Consider the following 14,225-nt stretch of genomic DNA (forward strand, 5'->3'; position numbering starts at 1 on the left):
TGACGATGATATTCGTTACCAGGGCGAAATACTACCACACTCTCAAAGGGAGATATTCCAGATTTTTATAGCCACCAAAAACAAAACCCCCTGGTTTCCCAAGGGGTTTTGATGGTGGGCGTAGCTGGGATTGAACCAGCGACCCCTGCGATGTCAACACAGTGCTCTCCCGCTGAGCTATACGCCCTTGTCGTGCCTGTCTCCGGAAGTCGGGGTAACCGGAGACCGGCCTTTTAGCGCCATTCGCCCGGCCATGCAACAGTTCAATCGCGCATTTTTGCCGCCGCCGCTTGCACGCATGGAAGAGAACAGCTAATTCCTAGCCCAACGCGCCACCGTTTGACCGGAGCCTTTTCCTTGACCGACCCGGGATCGCATATATCTCCCCTGGGAGATCCGATGATCGACCCTGCCTTTACGCTGATCGAACCGGCGCATCGGGCGGGGCCTTTGGTATTGTCGTCTCCCCACAGCGGGCGTGCCTATCCGCCGGCTTTCGTGGCGGCATCGCGGCTCGACCCTTTGACCCTGCGCCGTTCCGAGGATGCCTTTGTGGAGGAGCTGTTTGCCTGGGCGCCGGAAAAAGGCATCCCGTTTCTCATGGCCCATTTCCCCCGCGCCTATTTGGACCCCAACCGGGAGGCCTGGGAGTTGGACCCGGTCATGTATGCCGATCGCCTGCCCGACTATGTCAATATCGCCTCGCCCCGGGTGGCGGCGGGCTTGGGCACCGTGGCGCGCATGGTCACCGATGGCGCCGAAATATATGATCGCAAGATCCCCTTCGCCGAGGCTCAGTGGCGGGTCCGCCAGTATTATGAGCCTTACCACGCCGCCCTGCTCGGACTGATCGAACGGACGAAATCTCAGTTCGGCACCTGTTTATTGGTGGATTGCCACTCCATGCCCTCGGTGGGCGGCCCCATGGACCCGGATCCGGGACGACGCCGGGCCGATTTCGTGCTGGGCGATTGCTACGGCGATTCCTGTACCGGGCTTGTCATTCGCACCGTCGAGGCGGCGCTGATTGATCTCGGCTACCGCACGGTCCGCAACAAGCCCTATTCCGGCGGCCATACCACTCGCCATTACGGGCGCCCGAGCAAAAATGTGCATGTGCTTCAGATCGAGATCAATCGCGACCTGTACATGGACGAGTCAAGCATTGAGCGAATCGAGGATATGCAGCGCCTGTCCACCCATCTGGCCGAGGCCATGGCGGCCCTGGCGGAACTGAGCGCCGACCGCCTCGGCAATGGGCGATAGATCACAGCACTTTCCCTGGAATCCCGCCCCTATCCGGGCTATGAAAGGGCCCCATCAAGGAGTTTTTGACCCGTGCCTGACACCGACAATTTGGTTCTTGCCTTGCCCAAGGGCCGCATTCTGAAAGAAGTCATGCCCATCGTGCGCGGCGCCGGGATTGAACCGGAGCCCGCTTTCGACGATCCCAAGTCACGAGCCCTGCGCTTCAAGACCAACATCGCCAACCTTGATATCGTGCGGGTACGCAGCTTCGATGTGGCCACTTTTGTCGCCTTTGGCGCCGCCCATTTGGGCGTGGCGGGCAACGACGTGCTGATGGAATTCGATTTCCCCGAGATCTATGCCCCCCTCGACCTGGGGATCGGTTATTGCCGCATGGCGGTGGCCGAGCCGGTGGAACTGAGCGCCGAGGACGATCCGTCGCGCTGGAGCCACGTTCGCGTGGCCACCAAGTATCCGGCCATCACCGCCCGCCATTTTGCCGCCCGCGGTGTGCAGGCCGAATGCATCAAGCTCAACGGAGCCATGGAGTTGGCACCGAAGCTGGGACTTTGCCGCCGTATCGTCGATCTGGTCTCCACCGGAGACACCCTGCGCGCCAATGGTCTGGTGGAAGTGGAACAGATCGCCGAGATCACCTCCCGCCTGGCCGTCAATCGGGCCGCCCTGAAAACCCGGCCCGAAGAGATCACCCATTGGATCGACCGCTTCCGGGAGGTGCTCGATGCCCGTCCGTCTTGATGCCAACGCCACCGATTTCGAGGCGGCTTTTGCCGAGGTGCTGGCCGCCCAGCGGGAATCCGATTCCGATGTCAACGATACGGTCGCGGCCATCCTCAAGGATGTGAAGGCACGCGGAAACGCCGCGGTCATCGACTATACCGCCCGCTTCGACAAGCTGGACCTGACGCCCGAGGCCCTGCGCATCTCGACCTCCGAAATCGAGGCCGCCACCGCCCAATGCGCGCCGGGAACTCTGGAAGCCCTGGATCTGGCGGCCAAGCGTATCGAGGCGTTCCATGCCAAACAGGTGCCCGAGGGCCTGGACTATACCGACGAGGCCGGTGTTCGCCTGGGCCTGCGCTGGAGCGCCATGGCGGCGGTGGGGCTCTATGTGCCCGGCGGGCTGGCGGCCTATCCCTCCTCAGTGCTGATGAATGCCTTACCGGCCAAGGTCGCCGGTGTCGATCGCGTGGCCATGGTTGTGCCGACCCCGGGCGGCGTGCTCAATCCCCTGGTGCTGGCGGCGGCCAAGATTTGCGGCATCGACGAGGTCTATCGCATTGGCGGGGCTCAGGCGGTGGGCGCCCTGGCCTATGGAACCGAAACCATCGCTCCGGTGGACAAAATCGTCGGGCCAGGCAATGCCTATGTGGCGGCCGCCAAGCGCCAAGTGTTCGGCACCGTTGGCATCGACATGATCGCCGGACCGTCGGAGATCCTGGTGGTCGCCGATGGGGAAAACGATCCCGGCTGGATCGCCATGGATCTGATGTCCCAGGCCGAGCACGACCCCAGCGCCCAATCCATCTTGATCACCGACGATGCGGCCTTTGCCGACGCGGTGGAGAAAGCTGTACAGGGCCACCTAAAACGGCTGCCCAAATCGGAGATCGCCGGGGCCAGCTGGGCTGACCACGGAGCGGTGATTGTCGTCCCGGACATGGACCGCGCGGTCTCGCTCGTGGACCGCATCGCGCCAGAGCACTTGGAACTGGCCGTCGCCGATCCGCAGGCCTTGGCCTCCAAAATCCGCCACGCCGGGGCTATGTTCCTCGGTCGCTTCACGCCCGAGGCGGTGGGCGATTATGTGGCCGGCCCCAACCATGTGCTGCCCACGTCCCGTTCGGCCCGTTTTTCTTCCGGGCTGGGGGTTCCTGATTTTCTTAAGCGCACCACCTTCATTCAATGCGATAGTGACTCTCTGAGCCGCATAGGACCGGCGGCGGTGACTCTGGCCCGGGCGGAAGGGTTGGATGCTCACGGAGATTCGGTGGCTTTGCGGCTCAACATGCCGACGGGAGACTGACATGAACAGCGAGGAGACGGCCCGTATCATCCAGGTCACCCTCGACGAAAAGACCGTTGTCCGGCGCAGCCCGCAGGTGGAACACGAACGCGCCGTCGCCATCTATGACCTGCTGGAAGAAAACCTGTTCGATGTGGTCGATGAACAGGGCCCGTTCATCCTCAAACTAGGCATTCAAGACAACCGCCTGGTCTTCGACCTGCATTCCGAGGCCGGGGATCCGTTGCGCAAGTTCACCCTGCCTACCTCGCCGTTCCGGACCATCATCAAAGACTATTTCATGGTCTGCGAGACCTATTATACAGCCATCAAGAGCGCCGGAACCCAACAGATTGAAGCCATCGACATGGGACGCCGCGGCCTGCACAACGATGGTGCGGAGGTGCTCAAGGAACGCCTAGCCGAGTACGCCGAGATCGACGACAACACCGCTCGGCGGCTGTTCACGCTGATTTGCGTCTTGCACATCAGGGGTTAGACGCGGAATGGAGCCCCTCCCCTCGGCCGTGCTGTTTTGCTGCACCATGAATGCCATCCGCTCCCCCATGGCCGAGGCGATCCTCAAGTACTTGTTCCCCAAGTCCATCTTTGTCGATTCGGCGGGGGTACGGCCCGGTGAAGCGGATGGTTTCGCCATCGAGGTGATGGACGAAATCGGCCTGGACATCACCAAGCACCGCTCCAAGAGCTTCGAAGACCTGGAAGACAGCTCCTTCGACCTGATCATCTCTCTGTCTCCAGAAGCGCAGCACAAGGCCGTGGACCTGACCCGCTACATGGCCTGCGAGGTGGAATTCTGGAATACCCTCGACCCCTCTATCATTGAAGGCAGCCGCGATACCCGGCTCGAAGTCTATCGCCAAGTGCGAGATCAATTGATGGCGCGCATCCGTGAACGTTTTCCACGTTAAATTCCCCATATGAAATTCAACCTCTTAGAAGCCGTTTGCCCTACCGAAAAACGCGCCCGAGTGGTAGAATGGATATGAGGTAACGAGGACAAATGGAAGGGGAATACCCATGACTTTCAACGTCCAAGGTGTCATACAAGCCATGGTCCGGTCTCAGGACCTGGAGCCCGAAGAGGGACAAGGCCGCAAGCCGGTCATCACTATATCCCGCACCATGGGATCCGGCGGCAATGAAATCGCCGAAATGCTGGCCAAACGCCTCGGCGTGGATTGTTTCAGCCGCGAGATTCTCGATGCCATTGCCAAACAGACTCAAACCAACAGCAGCCTGATGAACAAGCTGCACGAGTCGGTTTCCAGTGCCAGCGATGCCTGGCTCTATTCACTGCTGACCGGCAAGAAGGTCTCGCGCGACGACTATCACCGCCATCTGGTGACCGCCACCCGGGCTTTGTACAAGGTCGGCGGCGTGATCCTCGGTCGCGGCGCCCATATCATCCTCGCCGGTCGCGATGTGTTGCGGGTCCGCATAACCGGCAGCCCGGAGGTCTGTGCCAAACGCATCGCCATGCAGGAAGACATGCCGCTAGAGCGTGCCGAAAAGATGGTCAAGGAAAGCAACAAGAAGCGCGGCAATTTCATCAAAGAGCAGTTCGCACACAAGGCCAACGATCCCCTGGACTACGATTTGGAGATCAATACCGACCACTTTGCATCCTACGACCAAGTGGTGGATCTGCTCGAACAGGCGGTCAATAGCCTGTGCAAAACAGGCGAAGTGACGGGCACCAACAGGAAATAGTCGTTTTATTGGGTCGACAGGGTCTCTTTTCGGGGAAAAGACTTGACCGGAGGGGTGCGGATGCGCACCTTACGCCGCACGTTTAATGACCCCAGAGGACCAGATGGCCAAAGAAGACCTAATCGAATTCAGCGGCACCGTGACCGAACTGCTGCCCAATGCCATGTTCCGTGTCAAGCTGGACAACGACCACGAGATTCTCGCCCATACGTCCGGCAAGATGCGTAAGAACCGCATCCGGGTGTTGGCCGGTGACCGGGTCAATGTTGAAATGACCCCCTACGACCTGACCAAGGGTCGGATCACCTTCCGCTTTAAATAAGCCCGCGCGATCCGGATCGACCCTCATGCCGCAGGCCGGATCCCTCCCCCTTATACTTGCATCCGCATCGCCCCGGCGCCTGGATCTGTTGGCCCAGGTGGGCGTGACACCGGATTCCGTTCATCCCGCCCATGTGGATGAATCTCCGCTGAAGGATGAACAACCCGCCCATCTGGCAGAGCGCCTCGCCGTGGCCAAAGCCACCGCCGTGGCCGAAGAGCATCCGCAATCCCTGGTGTTAGGGGCCGATACGGTGGTCGCCGTCGGCCGCCGCTGCCTGGGCAAGCCCGATGGCGAGGCCGACGCCCGGCGCATGCTCAAATTGCTGTCTGGGCGCCGTCACAAGGTCATCGGCGGGCTATGTCTGGTCACCCCGGAAGGCCGCCCCCTGGCCAGGCGCATTACCACATCAGTGGCCTTCAAGGTGCTGCACCCGGACGAAATCGAAACCTATATCTCTAGCGGCGAGTGGGACGGCAAGGCCGGTGCCTATGCCATCCAGGGCCGCGCCGGGGCCTTTGTGCGGCAAATCGTCGGCTCCTATACCAATGTGGTCGGGCTGTCGCTGCCGGAGACGGTAGGATTGCTGCGCGGCCAAGGCTATGGGGTCTAACCCGATGCGGCGCCTCCTGGTCAGCCGCCTGCCTGGCGAGACACGCAGCGCTCTGCTGGATGGAGATCACTTGATCGATATGCGAATCGACCGAGATCGCCGGCCCAGTCTGGTCGGCGGCATCTACCGTGGGCGAGTGACCGCCGTTTCCACGGCGGGCGCCTTTGTGTCCATCAATCGCGGACCCGATGGCTTTCTGCCGCTGCGCAAGGATGACCGAATCACAGAGGGGCAATCGCTGATCGTGACGGTGACCCGCGACGCCGAAGGCGCCAAGGGCCCCAAGCTGAACCGGGAACCACGCCTTGAAGGGCGCTTCATGGTGCTGCTGCCCCTTGGCAAGAACGCCAAGGTTTCTCGCTCCCTGACGGACAAAGCCCGCCGGGACGCCTTGATCGATTGGGCCGCTTCCAAGACCATGGGCTTGATCGTCCGTCGTACCGCCGCCGGGGCGCCCGGGGACCTTCTGGATCAGGAGTACAACGCCCTGACCAAGGTTTGGGAGAAGGCGGAAAACAAGAGGGATGGCGCGCCCTGCCGACTGGTTCCCTCGCCCGATGGCCTTGCCGAGTTGCTGACCCAGGCCGGGCATCTGGACGAAATTATTGCCGATGAGGCCGAAATCCTGGGCCGCCTGCGCGACTTCTGCACCGAACGAGCACCGGATCTGGCGGTACGCATCGTGCCCCATGGGGAGGCTGAACCGCTGTTCGAGACCTTTGACCTGGAAGAACGCCTGGAGGCTCTGCAAGAACCCGTGGTGGCCTTGCCATCCGGTGGAAGGCTGATCATCGAGGCAACCGCCGCGCTGACCGCCATGGACGTGGATACAGGCGCCACCCCGGCACGGGGCAAGGGGGGGGCTCCTCATCAAGCCAACCTGGAAGCGGCGACGGCCATTCCCGAACAGATACGCCTGCGCAATATCGGTGGCGCCATTGCGGTGGATTTTGCCGGAGATTCCAAAAGCAATCGACGACGAGAACTGGAAGATCGACTCCGCGAGGGATTGGACACGGATCCCGTTCCTTGTCACGTAACCGGCTGGGGACCCAACGGCTGGCTGGAATTGATCCGTGAACGGCGGCGCCCGTCGGTGGACGAGATCATGCTTGCCCCAGGAAGCCGACAACCCAATACCGAAACCCTGGCCTTCCAGATTCTGCGGCGGTTGCTGGCTGAATCCCGACAGGCGCCTCGGGGGACCTTGGTCCTGCGTTTGCATTCTTCCATGGTGGCGTGTCTCGAGGGCCAACACCGGGAAGCCTTGGATCAGACCCGGCGACGCCTGGGATGTCCCCTGCGGCTGACCCCCGATGACCGCCTGGCCGTCGACCAAATCAATCTCGGCCCCGATAACGATCAAGAGTAGCGCCATGACCGACAAAGCCTCCGCTTCCGCCGATGATGTGCCCATGGCCGGACGCCGCTGCCTCCAATGCGGCAAACCGGCGCTGTATGCCTATCGTCCTTTCTGTTCCAAGCGTTGCGCCGACCTGGACCTGGGCAAATGGTTCGCCGAGGACTATCGCGTTCCCAGCGACGAAGAGCCTGGAGACGACCGCGCCGAAGAGGATCCTTAAGCGGTCATGATTCCGTCATCCTGGAGGCTGGACAGCACCCTGGAATTCCTCTATACACCCCTCCGGTCGCCGCGCCATGGGCACGGCTTCCCGCCCGGGTAGCTCAGTTGGTAGAGCAGCGGATTGAAAATCCGCGTGTCGGTGGTTCGAGTCCGCCCCCGGGCACCATTTTCCCTAAATCATGCAAATTCAATTAGTTACAATGCCATACAGGGGCAAACGCACTCCCTGTAAGTACTCCCTCACAACAACCTAAAAATCGGCCCCCGCGAATCCCACGGAAGTGGACACCGCAGGAGCCATGTTGTTGCCACTATCGCCCTTCCTTCAGTCTCTCCCAGAGTTGGAACGCGTTACCCCATAAGGGGGGGGAAAGTTGTGACGACTGATGGACGTATACCTGCTCAAATATCTGACCCTAGATTAGGCCTCCGTCAACCACGCTTAGGTGCCAATTCGTGCACCATCTCGGTGACCCGAATACACCTAACCCCCTCTTTGTTACAGACGTATGGTATTCGCTTGGGACTGTTCGGGTTCTCCTCGGTAACGCCCCGTAATTGCTTCGGCTTCCTCACACCAATCGAGGCCTTCACCAAATCAATCGGTGTTGCGCTTGAATTTTGAATGCAGCGCACTATCAGCACCCAATGAGACTCCCCGACAGAAGGAAAACTCTATATAATCTTCACGATACATTTTGCCAAAAGCCGCGAGTGAACGATTTAGGAGACCGTTCCATTCCTATTTCGTTTCCTTCCCCATGTGAGACTCGATCGTTTCCAGCGGTCTCAACAAGAGCCGCAAATAGAAGGAGAATTGGTTATGTTGGTGTTTTTTAGCCGCCTTACGGTTGGCTTTATGGCTGCTTCGTTTTTGCTGGTTGGATTCGCCGCCAGCGCGGTGGCCGCGTTCCCGGAAAAACCGATTACCATCATTGTTTACGTTAAACCTGGTGGTGGTGTGGATGTAGATGCCCGCAAGCTTGCGGCCATTGGCGAACGCCTAACGGGTGCGACCTTTGTGGTTCAGAACAAGACAGGCGCCGGCGGCATTGTCGCCATGAAATATATCCAGGAAAAAGCGGCTGACGGCTACACCTTGTTCGCCACCACAAAATCCGTGGTCTACAAAACGGTCATCGCCAAGAGTGATATCGACTTGGGTTCTTTTGAATGGACAGCAATGACCCAGTCCGATCCGGAAGCCATCATCACCAACAAGGAAATGCCGGTTAACACATGGGAACAAATCGTTGCCGATGCAAAAGCCAAGGGTGCCGCAGGTAAGCGTCAGATCTGGGTGGGACCGGCAGCCGGTGGCCTTGACCACGTGATGGCGATGAAGACTTGGAAAGCCGCTGGAATCGATCCCAAATGGGTCAAATACGTTCCGTTTAAGGGTGGCAAGAACGCGATGATTGAGCTTCTTGCTGGACGCGGTGCGGTCTACGTCGGCAATCCCCGCGACATTTTGGGTCAGCCTAAGTTCAAGATTGCCGCTCTTTCGCGCTCGTCCCGGCTTGCCGACTTCCCCGACACCCCAACATTTGGTGAATTGGGTATTTCGGGCCTGGACAACGAGATTATGTGGCGTGGTTTCGCCGTTAAAAAAGGCATCCCCGATGACGCCGCGAAGTTCTACGCCGACTTGTTCAACCGTCTTCAGAATGATCCCGAATGGGTTGAACATGTTGCCAGAATGAACATTGACCCTGTCTACAAGGGCCCCACAGAATTCTACAAGGTTATTGAAGGCGACAAAGCCGAAGTGACCTCGTGGGCCACCGATGCAGGGTTGCTGAAATAATCTGGCATCAAGCGTTTAGGTGCCGGGCGCAGCGCCAAGAGCTGTGCCCGGTATTTTCTGATCTGGGGCTTTTCTGATCCGGGGTACGGGTGATGACACAAAATACAAATGATCAGAACAATCGACGTTATGTCGGCAACTTGATGCTACCTTTGGTTCTGCTGATGATGTGCGGCGTCTTGTTCGCCCAGGCCTTGGAATTTCCGGCCTCGGAAGACGTCGGGTCCGCTGCCGTTCCGTTTATGTGGATGGGCTTTGCGGTTGCATTTAGCCTGATGTTGGTGTTTCAAGCGATCCGCCAACGTGGAAAACCCGATCCCATTCCCGGACGGATTGGGTTTGTGATCCTGTTTGCACTGTGGCTGTTTGCCTATTTGGCGGCGGTTGAACCGATTGGATATTTCACAAGTACCTTTGCTTTCCTCATGGGCTCTATGTTCGCCATGGGATATCGGCGGCTTGGGGTGATGGTGGTGGTCAGTATTGGCTGGTTGGTCTTTAGCTACTTTATCTTTCTCAAGCTGCTCTACATCTCATTGCCGATCGGCCCGCTGCTAGCGCCACTCTTAGAATAAACAACAACAGGCAGAGCTCAAATCACATGGAACTTCTCGACAGTCTTGCATTTGGCTTCAGCACCTTGATGGGTTGGAAGCCTATTTTGATTATTGTCGTTGGTGTCAGCATCGGCATCATGGTCGGTGCCATGCCCGGACTTTCGCCTTCGACCGGCGTGGCCCTGTTGGTTCCGTTTAGCTACACCATGTCCCCTGCATTGGCCATTATCTTACTGGTTTCAATTTATATATCGTCCAACTTCGGTGGCTCCATCACGGCTGTTTTGATCAACACCCCGGGCACGCCTGCGGCGGCGGCAACGGCCCTTGACGGTTATCCCATGACGCAAAAGGGACAGGCCGGAAAAGGTTTAGGCATGTCGCTCATTGCCTCGACCATTGGCGGTGTATTCGGCGTTTTCATTCTCATCGCGTTTGCCGTGCCGTTGGCGAAACTGGCCATTGGTTTTCATCCTGCCGACTATTTCGCCCTGGCGATTTTCGGCCTGACGACGGTCGGCTCCCTGGGCGGCGGCAATGTCGCCAAAGCCATGGTTGCTGTGCTGTTCGGCCTGATTATCAACACCGTCGGCATCGATCCTTTGTCGGGCGTGTCGCGGTTTACCTTTGGCGTCGAGGCGCTGTACGATGGCTTCTCGCTGATTCCGGCTTTGATCGGATTGTTCGCCCTCAGTGTCGTTTTCACAGACCTGGAAAAAGGTGGCTTGGGTAAGCGGGCACTGGATATGGTATCGGGGGCCTTGCCGACCTTTCGAGAGAGCTGGAAGGTCAAGTGGACCATCACCCGATCTTCCGTTCTAGGTACGATCATCGGCATTTTCCCAGGCGCAGGGGCGACCATCGCATCGTTCATCAGCTATAACATCGCCCAGAAAACCAGCAAAGAACCTGAAACGTTCGGCAAGGGTGCCATGGAAGGTGTGGCAGCATCGGAAGCCGCCAACAGCAGTTCAGTGGGCGGTGCCTTGATTCCCCTGTTGGCGCTAGGTATTCCGGGGAGCGCCACCGACGCAGTGTTGATCGGCGCGTTGCAACTTCACGACATCACGCCCGGACCGCTGTTGTTCGAAACCAATCCAGAAATCGTCTATGGAATTTTTGCATCTTTGATCATCGCCAATATAGTGATGCTGGGTCTGGGGCTTTTTGGTGTGCGCTACTTCGCCAAAGTGATTGAGGTGCCGGTCAGTATTCTTCATCCCATGATCCTGGCCATCGCCTTGATCGGCAGTTATTCCGTGCGCGGATCTCTATTTGATGTCGGGGCTTGCTTTGGATTCGGTGTGATCGGCTGGTTGTTCAAGCGCTATGGCTTCCCGGTCGCCCCGGTGGTCTTGGGCATCGTTTTGGGCAGCTTGCTTGAAGAAAACTTCCGCCGCGCCATCATGATGGACGGACCCATGGTGTTTTTCACCGAGCCCCTGTCGGCAACCATGCTGGCGGTCGCTCTGGGTCTCTTCGCTTGGCCCATTTACAAATCAATGAAAGCCCGCAAAGCCTAAGAGGCGGATTTAAAAGTATCCTTTAGATATCAAGGCAGTAGATTTTTGATCTGGCCAGGAAAGGCCGACGATACGGGGCGGCGCCCCGTTAGGAGGTCTTGACGCCGCCAGAGCGGAAATATACGCCCTCGAGATCAAAGGAATACTTTTGAATCCGCCTCTAAGCAATTGCGAAAAAAAATCCCTCGATCACGGAACCGCGATCGAAGGATTAGCTGTTGGAGATCACCAAGTGGTGTAGGGATTAGCGATCAGGTTGGAGTTAAAATACCTCGGATCGCCGCTGACTTCATCGCCCACCCAATCGGGTTTGGCGAATGCTTGGTCTTCTGATTGCAGTTCGATTTCAGCGACAATCAGACCTTCGTTGACACCGCCAAATTCATCGATTTCCCAAACGAAGCCATCGAGAGCTACTTTGTAGCGAACCTTGTCAATGATCGGTTGCTCGCACAGATTGTCGAGCATTTCATTGGCATCGGTGGCGGGGATTTCATATTCGTATTCGACCCGCGTCGCACCGATGGTGATGCCCTTCACGGTCATGAAGCCCTTGTCATCGATGGTGCGCACCCGCACGGTGCGTTCCTTCACTGTCGACAGATACCCTTGGCGGTAATGTGTTCCCTTGGTCAAGGCGCGCCAGGCATCGCCCGTGATCAGGAATTTGCGTTCAATTTCTTTTGCCATTTTGCTTGTCCTATTTATGCGGGCAACGGCTCCATGCCGATGACGCGCTTGATGGCCCGCAGGTAGTTGACGTTCTCATATTCGTCCAAGGACAACATCTGCTTGGCCCTGAGAATACCCTCAATGTCCACTGATTCCACGGCCACGGTCTGCAACCATGCACCGTTGAAGCTGATCTCCCCAATTTCACAGATACAGTCGTTGATGGTAAAGGCAAAGCGGCGCTTGAATACATTTACGGCCGCCAATTGCGGATGGGGGCGAATGACCTCATCGAGATACTGCCCGAGAGTGTACTCGTCGCGCTCCAGCGCGGGCATCTCAACGCCGAAAGCCGGAAAAACATCACTGACCAGGGCGGACGCTTGCATCGGGAACTCGCCCTTCATGCGCGGGTTCCATTGCTCCAATCCCTGCTTTTCCTGTACGAACACTTTGATGTCCATTTTCTTATCGCGAACTTTGGTGTTGTTCTCGTTGTTCGCAGCAGAAATGATATAAATCTCGGCGCTTTCGCGGATACCTTCGCATTTGGAAAGACGGCGCATTTTCTCTTCGACCAAGCCAAAACTTTGGGCCCAGGTCCGAAACTCAAACCGCGGCTTTATCTCGCTCATCACTTTTCACCATGTGTTTAACAGGCCCTTGAAAAGCCGTCGCATTTTGCGGCACGCTGCCCTCATCCGGGCCTGATGATTTAAGGTGATAAATTATAGAATTATTCCCTATGCGAGTCACGGAAACAACGCTGCGGCGGCCCGTTGGAGAGCGAAGAGTTTGGGCTCAGGACCCAAAAAAGGGACTCCCAATACAGGCGGCGGCAGCTTCTTTGAGCGGGCTTTTTCGTCTTCCAAGGACTTTAGCCGTTTTTCATCAGACTTGGTTTATCGACCAAGTCTCTGTTTATGTTCGAAAGCGTGACCGGATGGCGTATCGGGCCGGTTTTTCGATCCACCGGTTGGTCATCATCGCCGCAATCAGGATCGCCCCAAAGACAACCCCGAGCATGGCCATGATCTCCGCATCCGTCCGCATCGCTCCAAACAGGCGTTCTTTGACCAAAAGGGGGATGAAATGCAGCATGTAGATGGAATAGCTGATGTTGCCGATCCCGATCAGCCCGCGCTCGATCGGGCCGCTCTTCAGCCTCACACGGGCCATCAGTAGAATCAGAAACGGGGTGAGAAACAAGGAAATCAGCCACCCTGTCTCCCACAGCATCAAGGGAAGAAAATACAAGGACAACAGGACAAGCAAAGCCCCCAAGCCCTGGTCCGATGAGGGGAGAGACCGCGAGGCCTGAAAAACGAACATACCGCCGGCAAATCCGCAAAGCCCCCGGATCACCCCGAGGTCTTGGCTGACATCCAGGCTCGGTTGGTCAAATCCCCCCAAGATAACCAATGGGGGAACGACCATGAGAGCCAGGGCGGCGGCAACGGCGAATGCCCCTCGGCTCCACATCCTGCAAACGGCTCGAACGCCCATAAACAGCAGCGGGAAAAGAAGGTAACACAGGAACTCGACGCTGATGGACCAGGCGGGTGTGTTCCAAGAGTTGGTTTCGGCCCATCCCCAGGCATGGAACAGTCCCAAATGCGCAACGAAATAGATCATGGACAGGTTGTCGCCGAGATCAAACAAAGACACATAGGAACGATCGAAAAAGGCAAATGAGATTAGAACCAGGGCCAATACCACCAGCAGCGAGAAAACATGCAGCGGATAGATCCTCGCGATCCTCGAAACCATAAAATGGCGATACTTGGTCCCAAGCCCGCCTTTGAAATCCCCTTCATAGACATAAGAGAGGATAAAGCCGCTCAGCACGAAAAAAGCATCAACCGCCAGATAGCCATCCCGAAGAAAGGCCGGATCGCTCACGAACGATAGGTCTTGGATAATGGTTCGATAGTTGTGCAGCATCACCCAAAGGCAGAACAGGCCCCTCAACACAGTCAGGGAATCCAGGTAAGGTTTCAAAGCCTCTCCTTATGGAGCCTTTTGCAGTGATCGAATGCTGTTTGGCCATTCTTGATTCGATTTCTACAAATGAGTATATGAAAATAGATAGAAGTTTAACAACTCCGTCATGATAAACTTTGATAATTGACAAAAAA

At 57.5% G+C, this 14,225-nt stretch carries 16 protein-coding genes and 2 tRNA genes; 14 read left to right on the forward strand and 4 right to left on the reverse strand.

Annotated elements, in window-relative coordinates:
- Positions 1-112: 112 nt before the first annotated feature.
- Positions 113-187: transfer RNA gene (locus MGMAQ_RS11890), tRNA-Val, on the reverse strand.
- Positions 188-399: 212 nt separating this feature from the next.
- On the opposite strand from MGMAQ_RS11890, the gene MGMAQ_RS11895 reads away from it, so the two are divergent.
- The 14 genes from MGMAQ_RS11895 to MGMAQ_RS11960 all read left to right on the forward strand — a co-directional run bounded on the left by MGMAQ_RS11895 (position 400) and on the right by MGMAQ_RS11960 (position 11,415).
- Positions 400-1,266 carry an N-formylglutamate amidohydrolase gene (locus MGMAQ_RS11895; protein WP_046023278.1) on the forward strand — a complete coding sequence of 289 codons (867 nt, stop codon included), beginning with the start codon at positions 400-402 and terminating at the stop codon, positions 1,264-1,266.
- A gap of 72 nt (positions 1,267-1,338) precedes the next feature.
- Positions 1,339-2,007 (forward strand): ATP phosphoribosyltransferase, encoded by a 669-nt coding sequence (gene hisG, locus MGMAQ_RS11900; RefSeq protein WP_082085412.1) that lies wholly within the window; start codon positions 1,339-1,341, stop codon positions 2,005-2,007.
- Positions 1,991-3,295: a histidinol dehydrogenase gene (gene hisD / locus MGMAQ_RS11905; protein ID WP_046021703.1), complete on the forward strand. Its 1,305-nt coding sequence runs from the start codon at positions 1,991-1,993 to the stop codon at positions 3,293-3,295. Before hisG ends, hisD begins: the two co-directional genes overlap by 17 nt.
- Before the next feature lies 1 nt (position 3,296).
- Positions 3,297-3,773, forward strand: a complete 477-nt coding sequence (locus MGMAQ_RS11910) for a UPF0262 family protein (RefSeq protein WP_046021704.1) — start codon at positions 3,297-3,299, stop codon at positions 3,771-3,773.
- A gap of 7 nt (positions 3,774-3,780) precedes the next feature.
- Entirely contained in the window at positions 3,781-4,206 is a 426-nt protein-coding gene (locus tag MGMAQ_RS11915) for a low molecular weight phosphatase family protein (protein ID WP_046021705.1), read from the forward strand.
- Positions 4,207-4,315: 109 nt separating this feature from the next.
- Complete coding sequence (locus tag MGMAQ_RS11920; RefSeq protein ID WP_046021706.1) at positions 4,316-5,008, forward strand: AAA family ATPase; 693 nt, start codon at positions 4,316-4,318, stop codon at positions 5,006-5,008.
- A 103-nt stretch (positions 5,009-5,111) separates the two neighbouring features.
- Positions 5,112-5,330, forward strand: coding sequence for a translation initiation factor IF-1 (gene infA / locus MGMAQ_RS11925; RefSeq protein ID WP_046023280.1), 219 nt, complete (start codon positions 5,112-5,114; stop codon positions 5,328-5,330).
- Positions 5,331-5,355: 25 nt separating this feature from the next.
- On the forward strand, positions 5,356-5,943 hold the full coding sequence (locus MGMAQ_RS11930; RefSeq protein WP_046021707.1) for a nucleoside triphosphate pyrophosphatase: 588 nt from the start codon (positions 5,356-5,358) through the stop codon (positions 5,941-5,943).
- Positions 5,944-5,947: 4 nt separating this feature from the next.
- Positions 5,948-7,315 (forward strand): ribonuclease E/G, encoded by a 1,368-nt coding sequence (locus MGMAQ_RS11935; protein WP_046021708.1) that lies wholly within the window; start codon positions 5,948-5,950, stop codon positions 7,313-7,315.
- 4 nt (positions 7,316-7,319) lie between these two features.
- The gene (locus MGMAQ_RS11940) at positions 7,320-7,526 is read left to right on the forward strand and encodes a DNA gyrase inhibitor YacG (protein ID WP_065814692.1); all 207 of its coding nucleotides are present in this window, start codon (positions 7,320-7,322) and stop codon (positions 7,524-7,526) included.
- 92 nt (positions 7,527-7,618) lie between these two features.
- Positions 7,619-7,694: transfer RNA gene (locus tag MGMAQ_RS11945), tRNA-Phe, on the forward strand.
- A gap of 657 nt (positions 7,695-8,351) precedes the next feature.
- Positions 8,352-9,335, forward strand: a complete 984-nt coding sequence (locus MGMAQ_RS11950; RefSeq protein WP_052716361.1) for a tripartite tricarboxylate transporter substrate binding protein — start codon at positions 8,352-8,354, stop codon at positions 9,333-9,335.
- A 92-nt stretch (positions 9,336-9,427) separates the two neighbouring features.
- Positions 9,428-9,910, forward strand: a complete 483-nt coding sequence (locus MGMAQ_RS19665; protein ID WP_052716362.1) for a tripartite tricarboxylate transporter TctB family protein — start codon at positions 9,428-9,430, stop codon at positions 9,908-9,910.
- 26 nt (positions 9,911-9,936) lie between these two features.
- Positions 9,937-11,415 carry a tripartite tricarboxylate transporter permease gene (locus MGMAQ_RS11960; RefSeq protein ID WP_046021709.1) on the forward strand — a complete coding sequence of 493 codons (1,479 nt, stop codon included), beginning with the start codon at positions 9,937-9,939 and terminating at the stop codon, positions 11,413-11,415.
- 225 nt (positions 11,416-11,640) lie between these two features.
- Here the strand turns inward: MGMAQ_RS11960 and MGMAQ_RS11965 are convergent, their stop codons facing one another.
- From MGMAQ_RS11965 to MGMAQ_RS19670, 3 genes are all read right to left on the reverse strand, one after another.
- Positions 11,641-12,105, reverse strand: coding sequence for a CYTH domain-containing protein (locus tag MGMAQ_RS11965; RefSeq protein ID WP_046021710.1), 465 nt, complete (start codon positions 12,103-12,105; stop codon positions 11,641-11,643).
- A 14-nt stretch (positions 12,106-12,119) separates the two neighbouring features.
- A complete protein-coding gene (locus MGMAQ_RS11970; protein ID WP_198409119.1) occupies positions 12,120-12,653 on the reverse strand; it encodes a hypothetical protein in 534 nt (177 codons plus the stop codon).
- Between the two features lie 355 nt (positions 12,654-13,008).
- On the reverse strand, positions 13,009-14,088 hold the full coding sequence (locus MGMAQ_RS19670; RefSeq protein WP_052716363.1) for an acyltransferase: 1,080 nt from the start codon (positions 14,086-14,088) through the stop codon (positions 13,009-13,011).
- Positions 14,089-14,225 lie beyond the last annotated feature (137 nt).

It is taken from the genome of Magnetospira sp. QH-2, from assembly GCF_000968135.1.
Lineage (GTDB): Bacteria > Pseudomonadota > Alphaproteobacteria > Rhodospirillales > Magnetospiraceae > Magnetospira.

Excerpts from the sequence above, each read along its gene's own strand:
- MGMAQ_RS11910 (WP_046021704.1), top strand. The coding sequence starts at position 3,297 with ATGAACAGCGAGGAGACGGCCCGTATCATCCAGGTCACCCTCGACGAA.
- MGMAQ_RS11930 (WP_046021707.1), top strand. The coding sequence starts at position 5,356 with ATGCCGCAGGCCGGATCCCTCCCCCTTATACTTGCATCCGCATCGCCC.
- MGMAQ_RS11915 (WP_046021705.1), top strand. The coding sequence starts at position 3,781 with ATGGAGCCCCTCCCCTCGGCCGTGCTGTTTTGCTGCACCATGAATGCC.
- MGMAQ_RS11950 (WP_052716361.1), top strand. The coding sequence starts at position 8,352 with ATGTTGGTGTTTTTTAGCCGCCTTACGGTTGGCTTTATGGCTGCTTCG.
- MGMAQ_RS11940 (WP_065814692.1), top strand. The coding sequence starts at position 7,320 with ATGACCGACAAAGCCTCCGCTTCCGCCGATGATGTGCCCATGGCCGGA.
- MGMAQ_RS11935 (WP_046021708.1), top strand. The coding sequence starts at position 5,948 with ATGCGGCGCCTCCTGGTCAGCCGCCTGCCTGGCGAGACACGCAGCGCT.
- MGMAQ_RS11920 (WP_046021706.1), top strand. The coding sequence starts at position 4,316 with ATGACTTTCAACGTCCAAGGTGTCATACAAGCCATGGTCCGGTCTCAG.
- MGMAQ_RS11960 (WP_046021709.1), top strand. The coding sequence starts at position 9,937 with ATGGAACTTCTCGACAGTCTTGCATTTGGCTTCAGCACCTTGATGGGT.
- infA (WP_046023280.1), top strand. The coding sequence starts at position 5,112 with ATGGCCAAAGAAGACCTAATCGAATTCAGCGGCACCGTGACCGAACTG.
- MGMAQ_RS11895 (WP_046023278.1), top strand. The coding sequence starts at position 400 with ATGATCGACCCTGCCTTTACGCTGATCGAACCGGCGCATCGGGCGGGG.
- MGMAQ_RS19665 (WP_052716362.1), top strand. The coding sequence starts at position 9,428 with ATGACACAAAATACAAATGATCAGAACAATCGACGTTATGTCGGCAAC.
- MGMAQ_RS11965 (WP_046021710.1), bottom strand. The coding sequence starts at position 12,105 with ATGGCAAAAGAAATTGAACGCAAATTCCTGATCACGGGCGATGCCTGG.
- MGMAQ_RS11970 (WP_198409119.1), bottom strand. The coding sequence starts at position 12,653 with ATGCGCCGTCTTTCCAAATGCGAAGGTATCCGCGAAAGCGCCGAGATT.
- hisD (WP_046021703.1), top strand. The coding sequence starts at position 1,991 with ATGCCCGTCCGTCTTGATGCCAACGCCACCGATTTCGAGGCGGCTTTT.